The 15,865-nt window shown below is 59.7% G+C and carries 11 protein-coding genes and 1 pseudogene; 4 read left to right on the top strand and 8 right to left on the bottom strand.

Annotation, left to right across the window (positions count from 1 at the left end; genetic code table 11):
- Positions 1 to 421: 421 nt before the first annotated feature.
- The 6 genes and pseudogenes from EV283_RS16080 to EV283_RS16050 form a co-directional block, all read right to left on the bottom strand.
- Positions 422 to 769, bottom strand: a complete 348-nt coding sequence (locus tag EV283_RS16080) for a PilZ domain-containing protein (RefSeq protein ID WP_130327360.1) — start codon at positions 767 to 769, stop codon at positions 422 to 424.
- A 388-nt stretch (positions 770 to 1,157) separates the two neighbouring features.
- A pseudogene (locus EV283_RS16075) lies at positions 1,158 to 1,911 on the bottom strand (IS5 family transposase).
- A gap of 99 nt (positions 1,912 to 2,010) precedes the next feature.
- Positions 2,011 to 2,277, bottom strand: coding sequence for a DapH/DapD/GlmU-related protein (locus EV283_RS16070; RefSeq protein ID WP_278044233.1), 267 nt, complete (start codon positions 2,275 to 2,277; stop codon positions 2,011 to 2,013).
- 634 nt (positions 2,278 to 2,911) lie between these two features.
- Entirely contained in the window at positions 2,912 to 3,667 is a 756-nt protein-coding gene (locus tag EV283_RS16065; RefSeq protein WP_165391806.1) for a Crp/Fnr family transcriptional regulator, read from the bottom strand.
- An 821-nt stretch (positions 3,668 to 4,488) separates the two neighbouring features.
- Positions 4,489 to 6,849: an EAL domain-containing protein gene (locus EV283_RS16060; RefSeq protein WP_242616014.1), complete on the bottom strand. Its 2,361-nt coding sequence runs from the start codon at positions 6,847 to 6,849 to the stop codon at positions 4,489 to 4,491.
- 1,016 nt (positions 6,850 to 7,865) lie between these two features.
- Positions 7,866 to 8,480: a TetR/AcrR family transcriptional regulator gene (locus EV283_RS16050; RefSeq protein ID WP_130327061.1), complete on the bottom strand. Its 615-nt coding sequence runs from the start codon at positions 8,478 to 8,480 to the stop codon at positions 7,866 to 7,868.
- A gap of 49 nt (positions 8,481 to 8,529) precedes the next feature.
- Between EV283_RS16050 and EV283_RS16045 the strand changes: the two genes are divergently transcribed.
- The gene (locus EV283_RS16045; protein ID WP_130327059.1) at positions 8,530 to 9,378 is read left to right on the top strand and encodes an oxidoreductase; all 849 of its coding nucleotides are present in this window, start codon (positions 8,530 to 8,532) and stop codon (positions 9,376 to 9,378) included.
- Positions 9,379 to 9,446: 68 nt separating this feature from the next.
- On the opposite strand, the gene EV283_RS16040 is transcribed toward EV283_RS16045, so the two are convergent.
- On the bottom strand, positions 9,447 to 10,361 hold the full coding sequence (locus EV283_RS16040; protein WP_130327057.1) for a LysR family transcriptional regulator: 915 nt from the start codon (positions 10,359 to 10,361) through the stop codon (positions 9,447 to 9,449).
- A gap of 128 nt (positions 10,362 to 10,489) precedes the next feature.
- Between EV283_RS16040 and EV283_RS16035 the strand changes: the two genes are divergently transcribed.
- The 3 genes from EV283_RS16035 to EV283_RS16025 all read left to right on the top strand — a co-directional run bounded on the left by EV283_RS16035 (position 10,490) and on the right by EV283_RS16025 (position 15,058).
- Entirely contained in the window at positions 10,490 to 11,197 is a 708-nt protein-coding gene (locus tag EV283_RS16035; protein ID WP_130327055.1) for an SDR family oxidoreductase, read from the top strand.
- Positions 11,191 to 12,201 (top strand): amidohydrolase family protein, encoded by a 1,011-nt coding sequence (locus EV283_RS16030; protein ID WP_130327053.1) that lies wholly within the window; start codon positions 11,191 to 11,193, stop codon positions 12,199 to 12,201. Before EV283_RS16035 ends, EV283_RS16030 begins: the two co-directional genes overlap by 7 nt.
- Before the next feature lie 436 nt (positions 12,202 to 12,637).
- Complete coding sequence (locus tag EV283_RS16025; protein WP_130327356.1) at positions 12,638 to 15,058, top strand: PAS domain S-box protein; 2,421 nt, start codon at positions 12,638 to 12,640, stop codon at positions 15,056 to 15,058.
- Positions 15,059 to 15,082: 24 nt separating this feature from the next.
- Here EV283_RS16025 and EV283_RS16020 read toward each other — a convergent pair whose 3' ends face one another.
- A complete protein-coding gene (locus EV283_RS16020; protein WP_130327051.1) occupies positions 15,083 to 15,763 on the bottom strand; it encodes a haloacid dehalogenase type II in 681 nt (226 codons plus the stop codon).
- Between the last annotated feature and the right edge of the window lie 102 nt (positions 15,764 to 15,865).

The raw sequence follows: 15,865 nt of genomic DNA, 5'->3' as shown, positions 1-15,865 counted from the left end.
AGTTTGGTATCAACAATGTGCGCTTAAACCACGTGCCTAAGGTATCTACAGCCGCGGACATATTGCGATTGCACGCACAAATAACATCCCTTTCTGGAATGCCCGTTTCTTATATGTATACGATACCGGCCTACTGACCCATGCTAATGTATACTTGTCGGGATCAATCCTATTGCGACCTTTATAAGTGCTCCGACGACCTTTAGATCGAGCTGTATCGCCAAGGCGCGCATAATCCACAAGCCTTCGATAAGGTTCCGCTCCGTCTCTCGTCCATCCTCCCTCATTGCCTCATCCTGCTTGGACAGTGTGGTACCCTGAAGCATGGATAGCTCCATATGACATAAGTTATGTTTTCAACGTGCTAAACATCGCTGTCAAATACGTACTCGTCTTGAGAGCGATATTCCAATATTAATGGTCACTCACTTCCACTCCTGCTACCTGGGAATGCATCACCGTGTCCGGCCCGGGAAAGTAGAGTCTCGATCACATCGGCTCTTATTGGCTCGGAAAACTCGCAGCCTGCGTTGTAATCATCAGCCCATTTTACGGTTGCAGACACGCGACCTATGATCGGAATAGTAATCCATATTTTTGCGCCTACCTTCAGCGCTGAATAGGTTCGAAGCCGGATGCCACCGATAGAGATATCAGCGACTTTGCAAAGCGTGCGGTGCGAACCATCCAGTTCGGCATTTAACGCGACTCGCGACCTCGCTGCCCGCCTTCTATTTGCCTCAGCAGGCTCAAACTCTGCGCTGAACATTTTGGCAAAATAGGTAAGCCTTGGCACCTTTTCTCTATCATAGAGTAATTTAGCGTGGAGTTCTGAGGTGCTGATAACGAGTGCAAACGAGAGCTTGCGCTGATTCCGAATGTGGCACCGCTTCGCGATGTAGGTCTTTGCAATTACAGCTTTTATAGCACTGGGTCGTCCGGCTCGCTATCTAATCCGGGCTATACCGCCGTCGCCAAATCGCTTGAACCTCCCATAGGGCATTTCCGCTCCAAGGCGCTGACAAGTTAAGGTTTTCAGTCTGGGATCTGCCCTCGGCGCTGGATCGCGTAGCAGTAGCGCGAAGTTATCGCGCGGTACGTAATTCGTATTGATCCTCGTCAAGTATCAGCTTTAACAAGATAGCTGTTAGGATGTGTCAGTGCTTCGGTACGGTCAGGGCTCGTTGCTTAAAGGCAGAACAAGACGGTGCAGCGAGGGCAGTGGCGAACAAGAAGACGGTAGGACACCGATCGTAGCGGGCAGCTGCACAACGCCAGTCCTTTAGCCGCCCAAACATGATCTCGATGCGGCTACGGCGCCTGTAGCGGCGCTTGTCGCATTTGATGGGCTCGAGCCGGGATCGCTGACCCGGGATGCACGGCTGGACGCCCTTGACCTGTAAGGCATCCCTGAACCAGTCGGCATCGTAGCCGCGGTCGCTGAGCGGCCACTGTGCCTTGGACAGATCGTCCAGCAGCGCGGCCGCACCGATGTAGTCGCTGAACTGTCCAGCGGTCATGAAGAAGCTCAGTGGGCGGCCGTTTGCATCGGTCACAGCGTAAATCTTCGTGTTCGTACCGCCTTTAATGCGACCAATCGGGCGCCCGAGATCCCCTTTTTTAGCTCGCAGGCCCCATGCCGTGCTGTGCGCTTTGAGATACGTCGCGCGATCATGACGGTCTTAGGATCGGCATCAGCGGTAGCCAAGCCCTCCATCTGCGGAGAAACACGCCCATCCCGCCCTATCGCTTGCAGCGATTATAGAGCGTCTTGGGAGGGCCATAGTCGCTGGACGCATCACGCCATCGCGGCCCATTACGGTTGACAAAAACGATGTCGCTCAACATCCGCCGGTCGTCAACTCGCGGCCTGCCATGGCTATTTAGGAAATATGGCTGCAGGCACGCCATCTGCTACTCCGTCAGGAGTACAGGTAGCTCCATCCTCCGCCTTCTCACCGAGCGTGAATCAAGTAGCGCCTTTTACATGAATGGGCCCTGACCCTAGAACTATCTCAACAGGCGAGCGGGATTGCCCGCCACGGTTATGCCATCGGGAACATCACGCGTCACGACACTGCCTGCCCCGACGATCGCGTTGTCGCCGACGGTGACGCTGGGCAGGATCAGTGCCCCACCCCCTATCCAGACGTTTTGACCGATGGTAACTGACCGCCCGAACTCGAGCATTTGGCCACGCTGAGCCGGATCGCGCGGATGATCGGCGGTGAGAATCTGCACGCCCGGACCGATCTGCGTGCCCGCACCGATCCGCACTGGCGCTACATCGAGCACCGTGCACCCGAAATTGAGAAACACGTCCTCACCGAGGTGAATGTTATAGCCATAGTCGCAGTGGAACGGCGGTCCGCAATCTATGCCCCTTTCATGCGCGTGCCGCCCCTGCCTAAGGCGCGGTGCGTAGGATATTATTCATGAAAACAGCGCCGGTCGCCCTCATGTAACTAGATGTGCAGCGGCTGATCATAAAAATGGCGCCTAACGTAGACATCGAAAACGACTGTTTCCATGTACCATGGGACGAACTTGCGACATTGTGGCGTCACAAAGGAAACCGATACGGTCCGGGCAGTCAGGGAACGCTTGCCGCCGCAACGCTCCGCGAAATTGTGCGCTTTGCGGCGCTGATGAGGCCGTCAGCGCAAAACAGCTTCCGTATTGCACTGCCAAATTAAAACTGCGGACCGTACGGATACCTTGGCGAGCATCAGCTGGCGAAATTTATAGAACTTGAAGCACATTATTTCTTGGGCTGTTCATGGATTTTTCCGATTTCAAGATAATCTTGATGAACTGCATTTTCCATTGCGTGAAAGCTATATAGCCCGTTTGCTCAAGCGCCTGTAGCTCCAGCGGAAAACCTCCCCGCCATAGCTATATTGATCCACTTTTACTGAACATGCTCCATCGATCTATCAGCAAGCATATGCATATATTGACTGCCGAATTCCGCCTCCGTTACTAATGAATCCCAATCGGGGATTGTCACACTGCGCTTGCTTTGGACGATCAAGCCGTCGGTAACGAGAGTTTTGACGGCCCGCCTGATTTGAAAAGTCGTCAACCCAAGAGCGTCGCCCAACTGCTGCTGCGACATTGGGAGTTCGTATGGCTGACCGTGCGGTATGCCTCCCTTTTCGAGCCTGAACGCCATTTCGCACAGAAAATGCGCGGTACGCGTGCGTGCGTCGCGGCGCCCAATATTCAGTGTCCATTCGCGCGATATTGAAAGCTCTACCAATGCCATTGAAAACAAGGCATGCGCCACGGAAGGTCGCTTTGCTAATAGCTGACGCAATGGCGTGTGTAAGATCGTCACGACCTCGCAGCGCGTGAGCGTCTGGACGCTGCTGTCGGCGGTGGGGAGATGTAGCTGTTGCAGGTCGTATATCTCGCCAGCGAGAAGCATTGAGACAATCTGTCGTTGGCCTGCTGCATTGGTCTTATGTCGGTATGCGAACCCAGACACCAGGATGCTGCATCGATCAGATCTGCCGTTATCGTGAATCAAATAGCTACCGGCATCGTAAGATCGGGAGGCGTATGGGAGCGCGATTAAAGCGATCCGATCCTCGTGCGAAATTGGCGCATGAAGCGCAAGTTTTTCAACCAAACCAACCAGTGGGCTGGCGCTGTCCGATTTCATTAGCAATCCCATGAAAATGCACGGCGGGATAGCTTGCATTCCAGACATTCAACAGGACCGAAAGTTCTGCCGAGAACCACGCTACCACGCTTGATGAACCTAGCCAAACTGCATTCATCTGGCATCTTTATATGATGAGATCCGTGGGGTATCGTTGGGATACATCGGATAATACGCCATCGCAAACGACGTATTTATGTGACGTTCCACCGGTTGCAGCGGATAACTCCTCCGCCGCATCGTAGCTGATCAAATGTCGTTCGTTGGCATCGCTTCGACTGCCATCGCCATCCACGTGGCGGGCAGTGAATGGTCATCTTGCACTAGCAACGCCAGCAAGGCCTCCATGCGTGATTTAATGAGATTGGATGGGTTTACCGGCTGGTCGTCCATGAGGCGAGCTTCTCAAGCTATGCTACACCGCATTCCTATCCGATGTTTGGGACAGAATCTCTAACTTATGCATTAGTTTGAACCGGCGAGCGCGGTGCCCGAAGGTTGTGCCCGCCCGCGCCCGAGCTATTCGATTAGTTCGGTGCGCTGTCGGTCAACCCGAACGCAACTCACGAGATATATTGAAAAAATAAGGTGGCGTTTTCGAAGAACGACAACTGGCGGCACAGTACTCTCAGCCTTTCGTTAGGCTTTATAAGTCCATGAAGCGCGGGCGTTGGCGGAGGGCCTGCCACTTTATTTCCATCGAGCTGGCTTCAACAAGTTTTATGCATGTATGCCGGTGAACTTAATTTGCTAACTACAGTGTCGACATCATGGCTTGAGGATCGGGGGGGGGGGGGGGGGCTGCGATATAGGGTACTCAGTTAGGCAGCTACTCGCCCAAGCGAGGGATCCGCACCGGCCGCAACAAAGCTCGCGAGGGCCGCACCAGGAAGCGGCCTACTGATGAGATACCCTTGGAGCGTATCGCAACCAGCATCTACCGAAAACGCGAACTGCGCTTGCGTCTCCACGCCCTCGACCGTCGTTGTCATGCCGAGGCACTTCGCCATCGTAATAATCGCGCGCACGATCGCGGCGCTCTCATCGTCCTCGGGCAATTGGCTGACGAACGACTGATCAATCTTGATCTTGTCGAAAGGGAACTTCCGAAGGTAGCTCAGTGATGAGTATCCGGTTCCGAAGTCGTCCATAGAGACCCGGACACCCAGCGCAACCAACTCGTTCAGCGTTTGCATCGTCCCTTGCTCGTCAGAGAGGAGTACGCCTTCGGTGATCTCAAGGTCGAGCCGGTCTGCTGCCAAACCAGCAGACTCCAAGGCGGCCGAGATCATCTTGACGAGCGACTTGTCTCTGAATTGTACTGGCGACAAATTGATAGCCACGCCCATGTTTGCAGGCCAGTTCGCGGCCTCAGCGCATGCGGTGCCAAGGACCCACTCGCCTAGTGGGATAATGAGGCCGGTTTCCTCTGCGATACCGATGAACTCAACAGGCGGTACGAGTCCGCGTTCGGGATGGTTCCAGCGTACCAGAGCCTCTGCAGAGCTGATACAGCCCGTCGCAGCGTCGACCAACGGCTGGTAATGAAGTTCGAGATGCCCCTCCGCGATCGCAGTCCGAAGCCCGGCCTCAATGGCGCGCCGCGCTCGCATCTTTTCATCGAGAGATACATCGTACCGACGGAAGGTGCCCCGCCCGTCTGCTTTCGCCGCATAAAGGGCAAGATCGGCATTCTGCATCAGGTCAGCTGGATCCTCGCCGTCACTCGGGCACAAAGCGACACCGACACTTGCTCCAAGATGGATCGGCTGGCCGTCTACCATGAACGGACGGTTTTCCACCACCGCCACGATCCTTGCCGCGAGCGCAAATGCCGCGTCGGGCTCGTCCGCTGCCACCTGCATAATGGCGAACTCGTCGCCGCCGAGTCGGGCAACTACATCCGCTTCGCGCAATGTCGATCGAAGGCGATCCGCAACCATGCTGAGGATCATATCGCCGGCAGCATGCCCAAGGGTGTCATTCACGTATTTGAAGCGATCAAGGTCGATCATCATAACGGCACACAGCCGGTCAGCTGCGCGTCGCGATGCCGTGTGTAAGGCGAGCTGGTCGAAGAACCTCGCACGGTTCGCGATGCCGGTCAGGGCATCGGTATATGCCAGCTCGTGAATTCTGGCTTCGGTCTTGAGACGCTCGCGCTGGTCACGGACCGCGATCACCGTCTGAACCTTGTGGCCCAAGGCAATCTCCCGTCGCAGAACCCGGACTGGAACCTTGCCGCCATCGGCATGAACGAGGTTGATCTCGCGTTCTTCGCGTTCGGGCAAGCTCGCGACGTCGAGCCCGGGCAGTAGTGAGCTGACATGCCTGCCGGTCAGGGCGCCAGCCACATAGCCAGCCATGGACTCGACGCTGTCGTTCGTGGTGACTACGATATCGCCCTGGCAGATCAGCAACCCTTCAAGTGCGACGTCGGCAAGTTCGCGCAAGCGCCGTCGATCCTGCTTCAGTCGCGTTTTCGCTGCGATCTCGAAGCGCAGCCCGAGCACCGCCAGAGCTATCAACAGTAAGGACACGCCTGCGACGACGGGAGTGATCGCATCGGGCGTGATAGCATCGGCAGGGAGACGCTGTGTTGGATCGAAGCGAAGCGTCATCGCTGCCATGCCGCAGAAATGCAGCAGCGCGATCGACAGAAGCAACAGCGGCGGCGCTGCTAGGCGCAGACGCGGTGAGCGGCTACCCGCTGCAATCATAGCAAACCCGGATGTAGGAAGGCTAACCGCGATCGACAGGGCTACCAGCCACATGTTCCATGTAACGCTCCCCTGCACCAAGTAGGCGGATTGCCCGACATAGTGGAGGGTCGTCACGCCCAAACCGACCACCAGCCCCGCCACGAAGTGCAACGACCGCCTGCGGACCCGTAACGAGATCGACACGCCGGCCCCAATACCCGAGATTGCGCACGCCAGCGATATGCCGGTCAATATGGGGTCGAAGGCCGCTGGCATTCCCGCCTTGAACGCTAGCAGGACGATGAAGTGTGTCGCCCAGGCCGTACAGCCGCTGGTGACGATACTGACGGCACCCCAGTGTAGCCGCGGAGTACCGCTCGCCCGGGCGGCGTGATGCGCAAGAGCGAATGAAGCGTAGGTCCCGATCGCGCAGACGATTGCTGCGAAGAGGACCAGACGACCGTCGTGCATGTCGCGCATACATGCGATCACGGATGATAAAGAGCTATCCATCTGGACCGGCTAACTAATAAAACTTAACGAGCCATCGACTAGAGGGCCGAAAGGGCCCTAATTCTGCCTAAAAATAAGAGCGCTGTGCCGCCAAAGCGTGGTCGCAGGGAACTAGCCGTCTCGGGTGGCGAAAGACCTGGAGGAACAGAAGCTGCTCACAGCGTGAACCCCGGTACAATTATGAAGCGTGTATGAAGCGTGCCTCGCCGAGCGCCGCAAAGCCATCGCCGTCAAAGCGGCCATAGGGCTTGCCAAGTTGCCAGTCAGCCGTGCTGATCAGGCGTAGAATTAAAGCCTTCTACCGATGAGAGGGGCGCAGGGAAACCGGGCATCGGTCCCCTGCCCTATCCTGCAGCTGGCGATGTAGTCAGTCGGTACGCGGAAGAGCTCGGGCCTCGTCGTGAGATGCTACCGGATTGTCACAACCTTAACCTCGACAGCGTCCGCGATGTTCTTCCAGTTGTCGTCACTCGTCCATGCCGCAACCCATAGCGCTGAGCAAGCGCCAGCGGGGTCAACTGCACGAGGACAATCGCGGCTAATGCTAGCAATGCTTTGCTCCCACGCGATGGGCCGATAGATTATAGACCTGTAGCCGTGATGCGAAACTTTTGATTTTTGCATCAACGCGGAGGCGGGTTGGCATCATCGAGATGAACAGATGTCCGTTTTCGAGACTGCGAGTTACCTACCTGAACGTCCGGGTGTGGGCGAAAGCACCCTGACCTACAGCTTCCAGCCAGACCCAGTATCGGACGTTCCCACTGGCTACTTCGCTTCCCAACTGCGGTCATTCGTTCATATTTATGAGACGGCTGCATTCAGCAGGTCTGCAACCATCTAACGTCGGGGTGATGCGCGGCTGAGGGGCGGCTTTACTAATGTAAGCAACAATTAGCTGGAGCGCTTGGCCACACGGCGGATCCCCAGCAAGGTTTTTTGGAATGCCGGGTTGATAGTTAGCTGCAGAGACATGCCAAGAGCTAGACAAGCGATATCGATCGCTCGGTAAAGCCCAGTAGCAGGGTGCTTGCGACGGCGCGTGCGTCGGGGCCGAACGCCTCGTCAGGCAGTTCGCCAGCGCTCCAGAACGACAGGGCGCCGCGAAACCCTAGGGCGAGTTGCCTCGGCAGGCAGTCTAGCGCGTAGGTCCGGCAATTCTCCGGGATGCCCTCGCCTGCTCCCAGCGCGAGCGTCCACAATGCGGTAGAGCGCGCCCAGGCCTGACCCGCCGAACCACCGGTCGTACCGATCCAGCTCATCACGGCGCGGTTCACACCGGGTTCCTCCAGCATCACCGCTACCGCCGTATCGACAGCAAGCAGCACGCGGGATGCAGCGTCAGTCGGAAGCCGCGCTTCGGCGAAGCGCATCGCCATCGTGTCCGTCCGACGTTCGGAGAGGGCGTGCATGATCGCCCCCTTGCTTCCGAAGTGATTGAAGGGCGTGGCGAAGCTGACGCCGGCTTCGGCGGCGAGGTCGCGCATGGAGAAGTCGGCCTTGCCACTCCGCAGTAGTCGTTCCGCAGCATCGATCACCCGGTGGCGCACGGGCTCACCCCGGATCACAATGTTCTCCCGTGTCTTGTCCCGTGCCATATCGCTATCTATATCATGATATACAAACCCAGTATAATGGAGTTAGCCCGTGGCAACCATCACCGCCAAGACCTTCCTGATCACCGGTGTAAGTTCCGGCCTTGGCCGCGCGTTTGCCGAGGGGGCCTTGGTTGCCGGCCACCGTGTGATCGGCACGGTGCGCACCGAGAGCGACGCCGATACGTTCGCTGCGCTCGCAGCGGCTGGCCGCGCATATCCCCTGATCCTCGACGTGACCAACTTCGCGGCGATTCCAGCCGCCGTGGCCGAAGCAGAGCGGCACGCCGGTGGGGTCGAAGTGTTGGTGAACAATGCCGGATACGGTCACGAAGGTGCGTTGGAGGAATCGTCGATGGACGATCTTCAGCGTCAATTTGCGGCCAACGTGTATGGGCCGGTGGCGATGATGAAGGCCGTGCTTCCCGGCATGCGCAAGCGTCGTAGCGGCCACATCGTCAACGTGACCTCGATGGGTGGCTTTATCACGATGCCGGGGATCAGCTTCTACTGCGGTAGCAAGTTCGCGTTGGAAGGCATCTCCGAGGCGCTTGGCAAGGAGGTGGCGGATTTCGGCATTCGGGTGACGGCCTTGGCACCCGGCCAGTTCCGGACGGATTGGGCTGGACGCTCGATGGATCGCACTCCGCGCAGTATCTTCGACTACGACGCCGTGATGGACCCGATCCGGGCGGCGCGTCAGGCCAAGAGCGGCAATCAGCCTGGCGACCCGTATAAGGCGGCACAGGCTTTGCTCGCGATAGTCGATGCCGAGACTCCACCGGTACGCCTGTTCCTGGGCGAGGACGCGCTGGGCGTGGTCCATCAGAAGCTTGATGCGATGAAAGCCGAGATCGCCGCGTGGGATGCGCTCTCTCGTTCAACCAGCTTCGCATCGTGACCGCCTGAGCGCCGGTGGGTTAGTCGGAGGCGCTGCTTGAAGATGGAACTTCGGCAGAGCCACCCACCTCAGCTGTCCGGCGCCATCTTTTGGCAAATCCCGATCACGGCCTCTCGCAGCCACCGGTGTGCGGGATCGGCGTCCATTCGTGGATGCCAGATCGCCGACACGGCAATCTCGGCGGTAGGAACGGGAAGCGGGAACGTGCAAATTCCTTCCGCACCCGGTGCTTTGCGACGAAAACCCAAACCGGGCACGAGCGCGATCAGGTCCGACTGCCCGGCGATCCGCAAGGCGTCAGAGAAGCCCGGCACGACCACCATCGTATCGCGGCTCAGCCCCAGGTCGGCCAGCGCGGCATCGACCGGGCCGGTGAACGCGCCACGGCGGGACGCAGCGACATGACGACAGGCTGCGTAGCGCTCAGGCGTGATCGCGCCCGAGAGCAGCGGATGCCCCGTTCTCGCCGCCCCGACAAACCGGTCGCGGAAGATGAGGCGCGTGCGCATTTCGGGTGCGGAAACACCGAGTACGCCGATTTCTAGATCGATCTGCCCCGCGCGTAGCGGCTCGGCGTTCTTATCAGGCTTCGGCGTGAAGCGCAGGCGGACACGAGGCGCCGCCGATGCGATGCCGGCTACCAACGGACCGCAGAACATCTCGACGAAACCTTCACTCGCGCGGATTGTGAAGACGCGGTCGAGCTCCGCCATGTCGATCTCGCCAGTTGGCGGCTTGAGGACCGTTCGAATGTCGCGCACGAGCGCGTGAACGACATCGCGCAGCTCGATCGCCCGCGGCGTCGGCACCAGGCCACGTCCTGCTCTGACGAGCAGCGGATCGCCAGTGGCGTTGCGAAGCCGCGTCAAGGTCCGGCTCATCGCCGACGCGCTCAGTCCCAGCTTTCGCGCGGCCCCGGTCACGCTCCCCTCGGACAGAAGCGCGTCGAGTGCATCAAGCAGGTTCAAATCGAGGTCGGTCATAGCCGCGACCATGCTCGATCCAGTTGCAACACGATAGGCGTCTGGTGCAATGATACTGTGCATCTGCTGCGTCTGGCGCATTCATCGCGGCCGAGTAGATATTGCCCCGACATACTTCGGAGCATCCCATGACCCAAGACATCTCCAATCCCGGCACAATCCTGCTGATCGGCGCATCGCGCGGCCTGGGCCTCGGTTTGGCCGGTCAGTTCGCGAAGCGCGGATGGCATGTCGTCGCCACCGTGCGCGCGGGCGCCCGAACCGAACTGCACGATCTGGCCGAGGCGCATCCCGATCGTATCGAGATCGAGACCGTCGATATCGCGCAACCGCAACAGATCGCCATGCTGCGCGACCGTCTCGCCAGCAGGGTGTTCAACCTGTTGTTCGTCAACGCCGGCACTGCGAACATGGGGAACGAAATCGCCAGCGAGATCGCGACCGAGGAATATGCGCGCGTGCTCGTGACGAATGCGCTCGGTCCCATGCGCGTGATCGAAGCCTGCCGGGACCTGATCGCAGCCGATGGGCTGATCGGGGTCATGTCATCGGGCCAAGGCAGCATCACCAACAACACCAACGGCCTTCACGAGGTTTATCGCAGCAGCAAGGCGGCGCTCAATCAACTCGTACGGAGCTACGCGGCGCGCCATGCAGAGGATCGCCGCGCGCTGGTGCTGATGGCACCCGGCTGGATACGAACCCAACTCGGCGGGCCAAAGGCGCCGTTCGTTGTAGACGATAGCGTGCCCCTGATCGTGGACGTACTGCTCGGCCGTCAGGGTAAGCCGGGTCTCGCCTTCCTCGATCGCAACGGGAACACGGTTCCATGGTGACCGAGTCAACAACGACGCTGATCGGCATCGAGGAACACTTCCTCACGCCGGCGATCGAACACGCATGGCATGCGATCGGGCTGGAAGCGGCCGATCCGAGCGTCGGCTACCATCAAGGCGCGTTCGGGCGACGGCTCATTGCCCTCGCAGACGAGAGGCTCGCGCTGATGGACGAAACCGGCCTCGACGTTCAGGTACTGTCGTTGACCACCCCCGCGCTGCACGATCTCGGCTCGGAAAGCGTGGAGTTGGCACGGCGCACCAACGACGCCTTGGCGGAGGCGGTCGCACAGCACCCAACCAGGTTCCAGGCGATGGCGACCCTGCCGGTGTCCATGCCTCACGAAGCCGCGATCGAGCTCGAGCGCTGCGTTTCGACGCTAGGCTTCAAGGGCACGATGCTATGCGGCCGGGTTGGCATGCGCCACCTCGACGACCCGGCATTCGCGCTTGTTCTGGATTGTGCAGCAGCACTGAGCGTGCCCGTGCTGCTGCACCCCCGCACACCACCAGCGCCGGTACGAGAAGCCTATTACTCCGGCTTCTCGCCGATCGTGGACGCTGCCTTCGCGACCGTAGGACTAGGATGGCACTATGACGCTGGCATCCAGTTCCTACGCCTCGTTCTGGCAGGCACGTTCGATCGCTTGCCGAACCTCCAGGTGATCCTCGGCCATTGGGGTGAACTTGTCCTCTTCTACGCGGAGCGGCTGGCGGTCATGGACCGCGTCGCGGACCTGTCCAACCCGATCGCGCACTATCTGCGCTACAACCTGTACGTGACCGCCAGTGGCATGTTCCTGCCCCACTATTTGGAACGAGCGATGGCGGTCGTCGGCCCGGATCGGCTGCTGTTCTCGACGGATTATCCCTACCAATACCGGGAGGGCGGCGACGCGCGTCGCTTCCTTGAAGGCTGCAGTCTGAGCGATGCTGAAAAAGCGGCGTTCGCGCATGGCAACTGGCTCCGCTTGACCGGCGCTGCAGCCGCATCGCGTTTCTGAGGCCAGTCAGTCACCAAGACTGTCAATGCGCAGGCGAGAGCCAAACCAGCTGCGCTAGCCGTAAGCTGCATTACCAGATACCATGCGTGTTGCAAGGGTGATACACCATACGTAACGCGCGGTGACCTGCCATGGATCGGTGGAGCGATAGGCTAAGCCTGCCCGATCTCAGGGTGTCTGGCCCACAAACGGACGTTCACGTGCCCCTCCCCGCCTCCCAGCTTCGGACGTTCGTTTAGCGTGATACGCGAACAATCGCGTCATGCGTCTACAAGACGTCCGATCGCGGACAAAATCTGTGCGTTGCCCGTTTATAGGGAGATGATAATGCACCGCGGGCGCACCTCTCAGTACAGAAACTAGACCATTGGCAAACCTCGACGAGTTCGAAGATCGTGAGCAGCACCGGCTGGCGGCGTTGGCATGCTACGACGTGATGGACTCGCCGAGCGAACGGTCGTTCGACGAGCTCGCGGCGCTTACTGCCAAGCTCTGCGATACCCCCATTGCCGTCGTGAATCTGGTCGGGGACGGACGGCAGTTCTTCAAGGCCGAAGTCGGCCTCGGCGTGCGCGAGACGCCGTTCGAAAGTTCATTCTGCGTCAAGGCGCTGCTGGAAGACGATCTCCTCGTCGTTCCCGACCTGACTATGGATCGCCGATTCGATTGCAATCCCTTGGTCACCGGGGACCCGCACATCCGTGCCTATGCTGGCGCGTTGCTCAAGACGGAGGACGGACTGGCGATTGGGACACTTTGCGTCCTGGATCACCGAGCGCGGGAATTTACCGAACTCCAGCAGGAGACGCTGCTCGTCCTGGCGCGGCAGGTCATGGCACAGCTCGATCTGCGGCGCACCGTCGCGGACCGCGATCGCCGCTTCGACGAGCTTCAGGTCAGCCGGGAGCAATTGACCCACAGCGACGCGCGCTATCGTACGCTGTTCGATTCCATCGAATCCGGGTTCTGCATCGTCGAGGTCGACCTTGGCGATGCAGCAGCACCGGTCGACTACCGCGTCCTTGAGGCGAACCCGGCCTTCTATCGCCAGACCGGCTTTGTCGAGGCGATCCGAGGCCGCTGGTTGCGCGACGCGGTCCCCGATCTGGAGGAGCATTTCTACGACATCTACGGACGGGTCGCGCGGACCGGCGAACCGGTTCGCTTCGAGGAGGGCTCCGCGGCGCTAGGCCGCTGGTTCGACGTCTACGCCTTTCGCTTTGGCGATGCGGTCGATCAACGGGTCGCGATCCTGTTCAACGACATCTCCGCCCGCCGTGCAGCGGAGGAGGCATTGCGCGACCTCAACGAAACGCTCGAAGATCAGATCGACAAGCGAACTGCGGAACGCGATCGCATGTGGGATACCTCGCCCGACCTGATGCTCGTCATCGATTTCGACGGCGTCTTCCGTCGGGTAAACCCCGCGTGGACGACGGTGCTGGGCTATGAGCCCGACGAGTTGGTCGGACGTCATGTCAACGAGTTCGTCCTGCCGGACGATCACCGCGACACGGTCGACGCCTATCAGGCTGCGAAGGCTGGCGAGCGGCCCCATGTCCAGAATCGCTATCGCCACAAGGACGGCTCGTTCCGGTGGATCGCGTGGGTTGCCGCACCGGCTGGCGATCTGACCTATGCGACGGGTCGGGATATCACGGTGGAGAAAGCGCGCGAGGCGGAACTTGCCCAGACCCAGGATCAACTTCGCCAGGCGCAGAAGATGGAAGCGGTCGGTCAGCTTACTGGCGGGCTCGCGCATGATTTTAACAATCTGCTGACGGGCATGATGGGCAATCTCGAGTTGCTCCAGATGCGCGTCGCTCGCGGGCGGCTCGACGATCTCGACCGCTTCGTGCTGGCGGCACAGGGCGCAGGGAGGCGTGCAGCGTCGCTTACGCAGCGCCTGCTTGCATTCTCACGACGCCAGACGCTCGATCCGAAGCCTATCGAGGTGAACCGGTTGATTGCAGGCATGGAAGACCTGCTCCGCCGGACGGTGGGGCCGGCAATCAATATCGAGGTCGTCGGTGCGGGCGGTCTGTGGCCTGCATGTATCGATGCCGGCCAGCTGGAAAACGCTCTCCTCAACCTTAGCATCAATGCCCGCGACGCGATGCCCGACGGCGGCCGGCTGACGATCGAGACGGCCAACAAATGGCTCGACGATCGCTCGGGCCGCGAGCGCGATCTGCCGCCCGGCCAATATCTCTCGATCTGCATCACCGACACCGGCACCGGGATGACCGCAGAGACCATGGAGCGCGCGTTCGAACCGTTCTTCACGACCAAGCCGCTCGGCGAGGGTACCGGCCTAGGGTTGTCCATGATCTACGGCTTTGCCCGCCAGTCCGAGGGACAGGTCCGGATCTACTCAGAATTGGGCATAGGGACGACGATCTGCATCTATCTGCCGCGCCACCTCGGCGATGCCAGTCTGCCTGAGCAGGAAGCTGCGATTTCTACCGCGACGACTGTTGGCAGAGGAACCGTTCTGGTCGTCGACGACGAAGCGACAATCCGTCATTTGATTGACGAGGTTCTTGGCGAAGTCGGCTACACCGTGATCGGTGCGGCCGATGGCGCAGCCGGGCTCAAGATGTTGCAGGCAGGCACGCAGGTCGGACTCCTCATCACCGACGTCGGGCTGCCCAACGGTATGAACGGACGCCAAGTCGCCGATGCCGCGCGATCGTTGCGGCCCGGTCTGAAGGTGCTCTTCATCACCGGCTATGCGGAGAACGCCGCGGTCGGAAACGGCCATCTGGAACCCGGCATGGAGCTGTTGACGAAGCCGTTCACGCTGGAAGCGCTAACGGCCAAGGTCGCCGGGATGATGAAAGACGCCGCACGCTAGGCCTAGGATCGTGTGGGCATGCCGCTATCGTCCGGCTGCGATCGCGCGCGCCGCCTCACCGACGTCGTGCGCAACCAGCGTCGGCTGGGGAATGCCGTCGAGGACGAGAGGCGCGTTCACGCCACGCGTGACCAACGCGGCCTTCCATCCGAACGCCTGCGCGCCGATCGTGTCCCATGCGTGTGCCGCGATCAGCCAGGTCGTGTCCGGTGCGGCCGCCATGGTGTCCTGTACCAGTTGGTAAGTTGCCGGCGTCGGCTTGAAGCACCGCACGGTATCGACCGTAAACCGATGGTCGAACATCGACCCCAGACCTGCCCGGTCGAGCACATCGGGCCCGGCACTGTTCGGCGAGTTGGTAAGCGTGACGATCGAGAACCCGGCGTCTTTCAACACGGCCAGACCGGCAGCGACATCGGCATGTACCGGCATATCCGTCATCAGCGCACCGAGCTGCCAAACATGATCGTCCGTTACCGCAACGCCGTGGATCTGGCCAAGCATCTGCAATGCGGCTACGCCCAGCTTGCCGAACGCGACGTAGGGCCCGGCTAGCGACAGCGCTTCCGAATACAGAATCACCTGCGCGAACCATTCCCGCATCCGACCGGGAGTCGTAAAGATATTGGTGAACAAAGGTTCAAGAACCTCGATATCCAGTAGTGTCTCATTGACGTCAAATACGATTAAAGGTCGTTTATTCATTTACATGCGCCTCCAGCCACCGTTTCAGGCGAGATGCCATACACCTAACGATCGTAGGAGGTGACTGACCCAAAACACGACGTTCAGCCCGCCCTTGAGGCC

The organism is Sphingomonas sp. BK036 (assembly GCF_004216825.1).
Taxonomy (GTDB): domain Bacteria; phylum Pseudomonadota; class Alphaproteobacteria; order Sphingomonadales; family Sphingomonadaceae; genus Sphingomonas.
Note: the sequence above shows the minus strand (reverse complement) of the source record. Positions and strands in the feature narration are given on the sequence as shown.

Coding starts and splice junctions, on each gene's coding strand:
- EV283_RS16030 (WP_130327053.1), top strand. CDS start 11,191: ATGGTGACCGAGTCAACAACGACGCTGATCGGCATCGAGGAACACTTC.
- EV283_RS16035 (WP_130327055.1), top strand. CDS start 10,490: ATGACCCAAGACATCTCCAATCCCGGCACAATCCTGCTGATCGGCGCA.
- EV283_RS16080 (WP_130327360.1), bottom strand. CDS start 769: ATGTTCAGCGCAGAGTTTGAGCCTGCTGAGGCAAATAGAAGGCGGGCA.
- EV283_RS16060 (WP_242616014.1), bottom strand. CDS start 6,849: ATGCGCGACATGCACGACGGTCGTCTGGTCCTCTTCGCAGCAATCGTC.
- EV283_RS16040 (WP_130327057.1), bottom strand. CDS start 10,361: ATGACCGACCTCGATTTGAACCTGCTTGATGCACTCGACGCGCTTCTG.
- EV283_RS16050 (WP_130327061.1), bottom strand. CDS start 8,480: ATGGCACGGGACAAGACACGGGAGAACATTGTGATCCGGGGTGAGCCC.
- EV283_RS16025 (WP_130327356.1), top strand. CDS start 12,638: ATGGACTCGCCGAGCGAACGGTCGTTCGACGAGCTCGCGGCGCTTACT.
- EV283_RS16065 (WP_165391806.1), bottom strand. CDS start 3,667: ATGAAATCGGACAGCGCCAGCCCACTGGTTGGTTTGGTTGAAAAACTT.
- EV283_RS16020 (WP_130327051.1), bottom strand. CDS start 15,763: ATGAATAAACGACCTTTAATCGTATTTGACGTCAATGAGACACTACTG.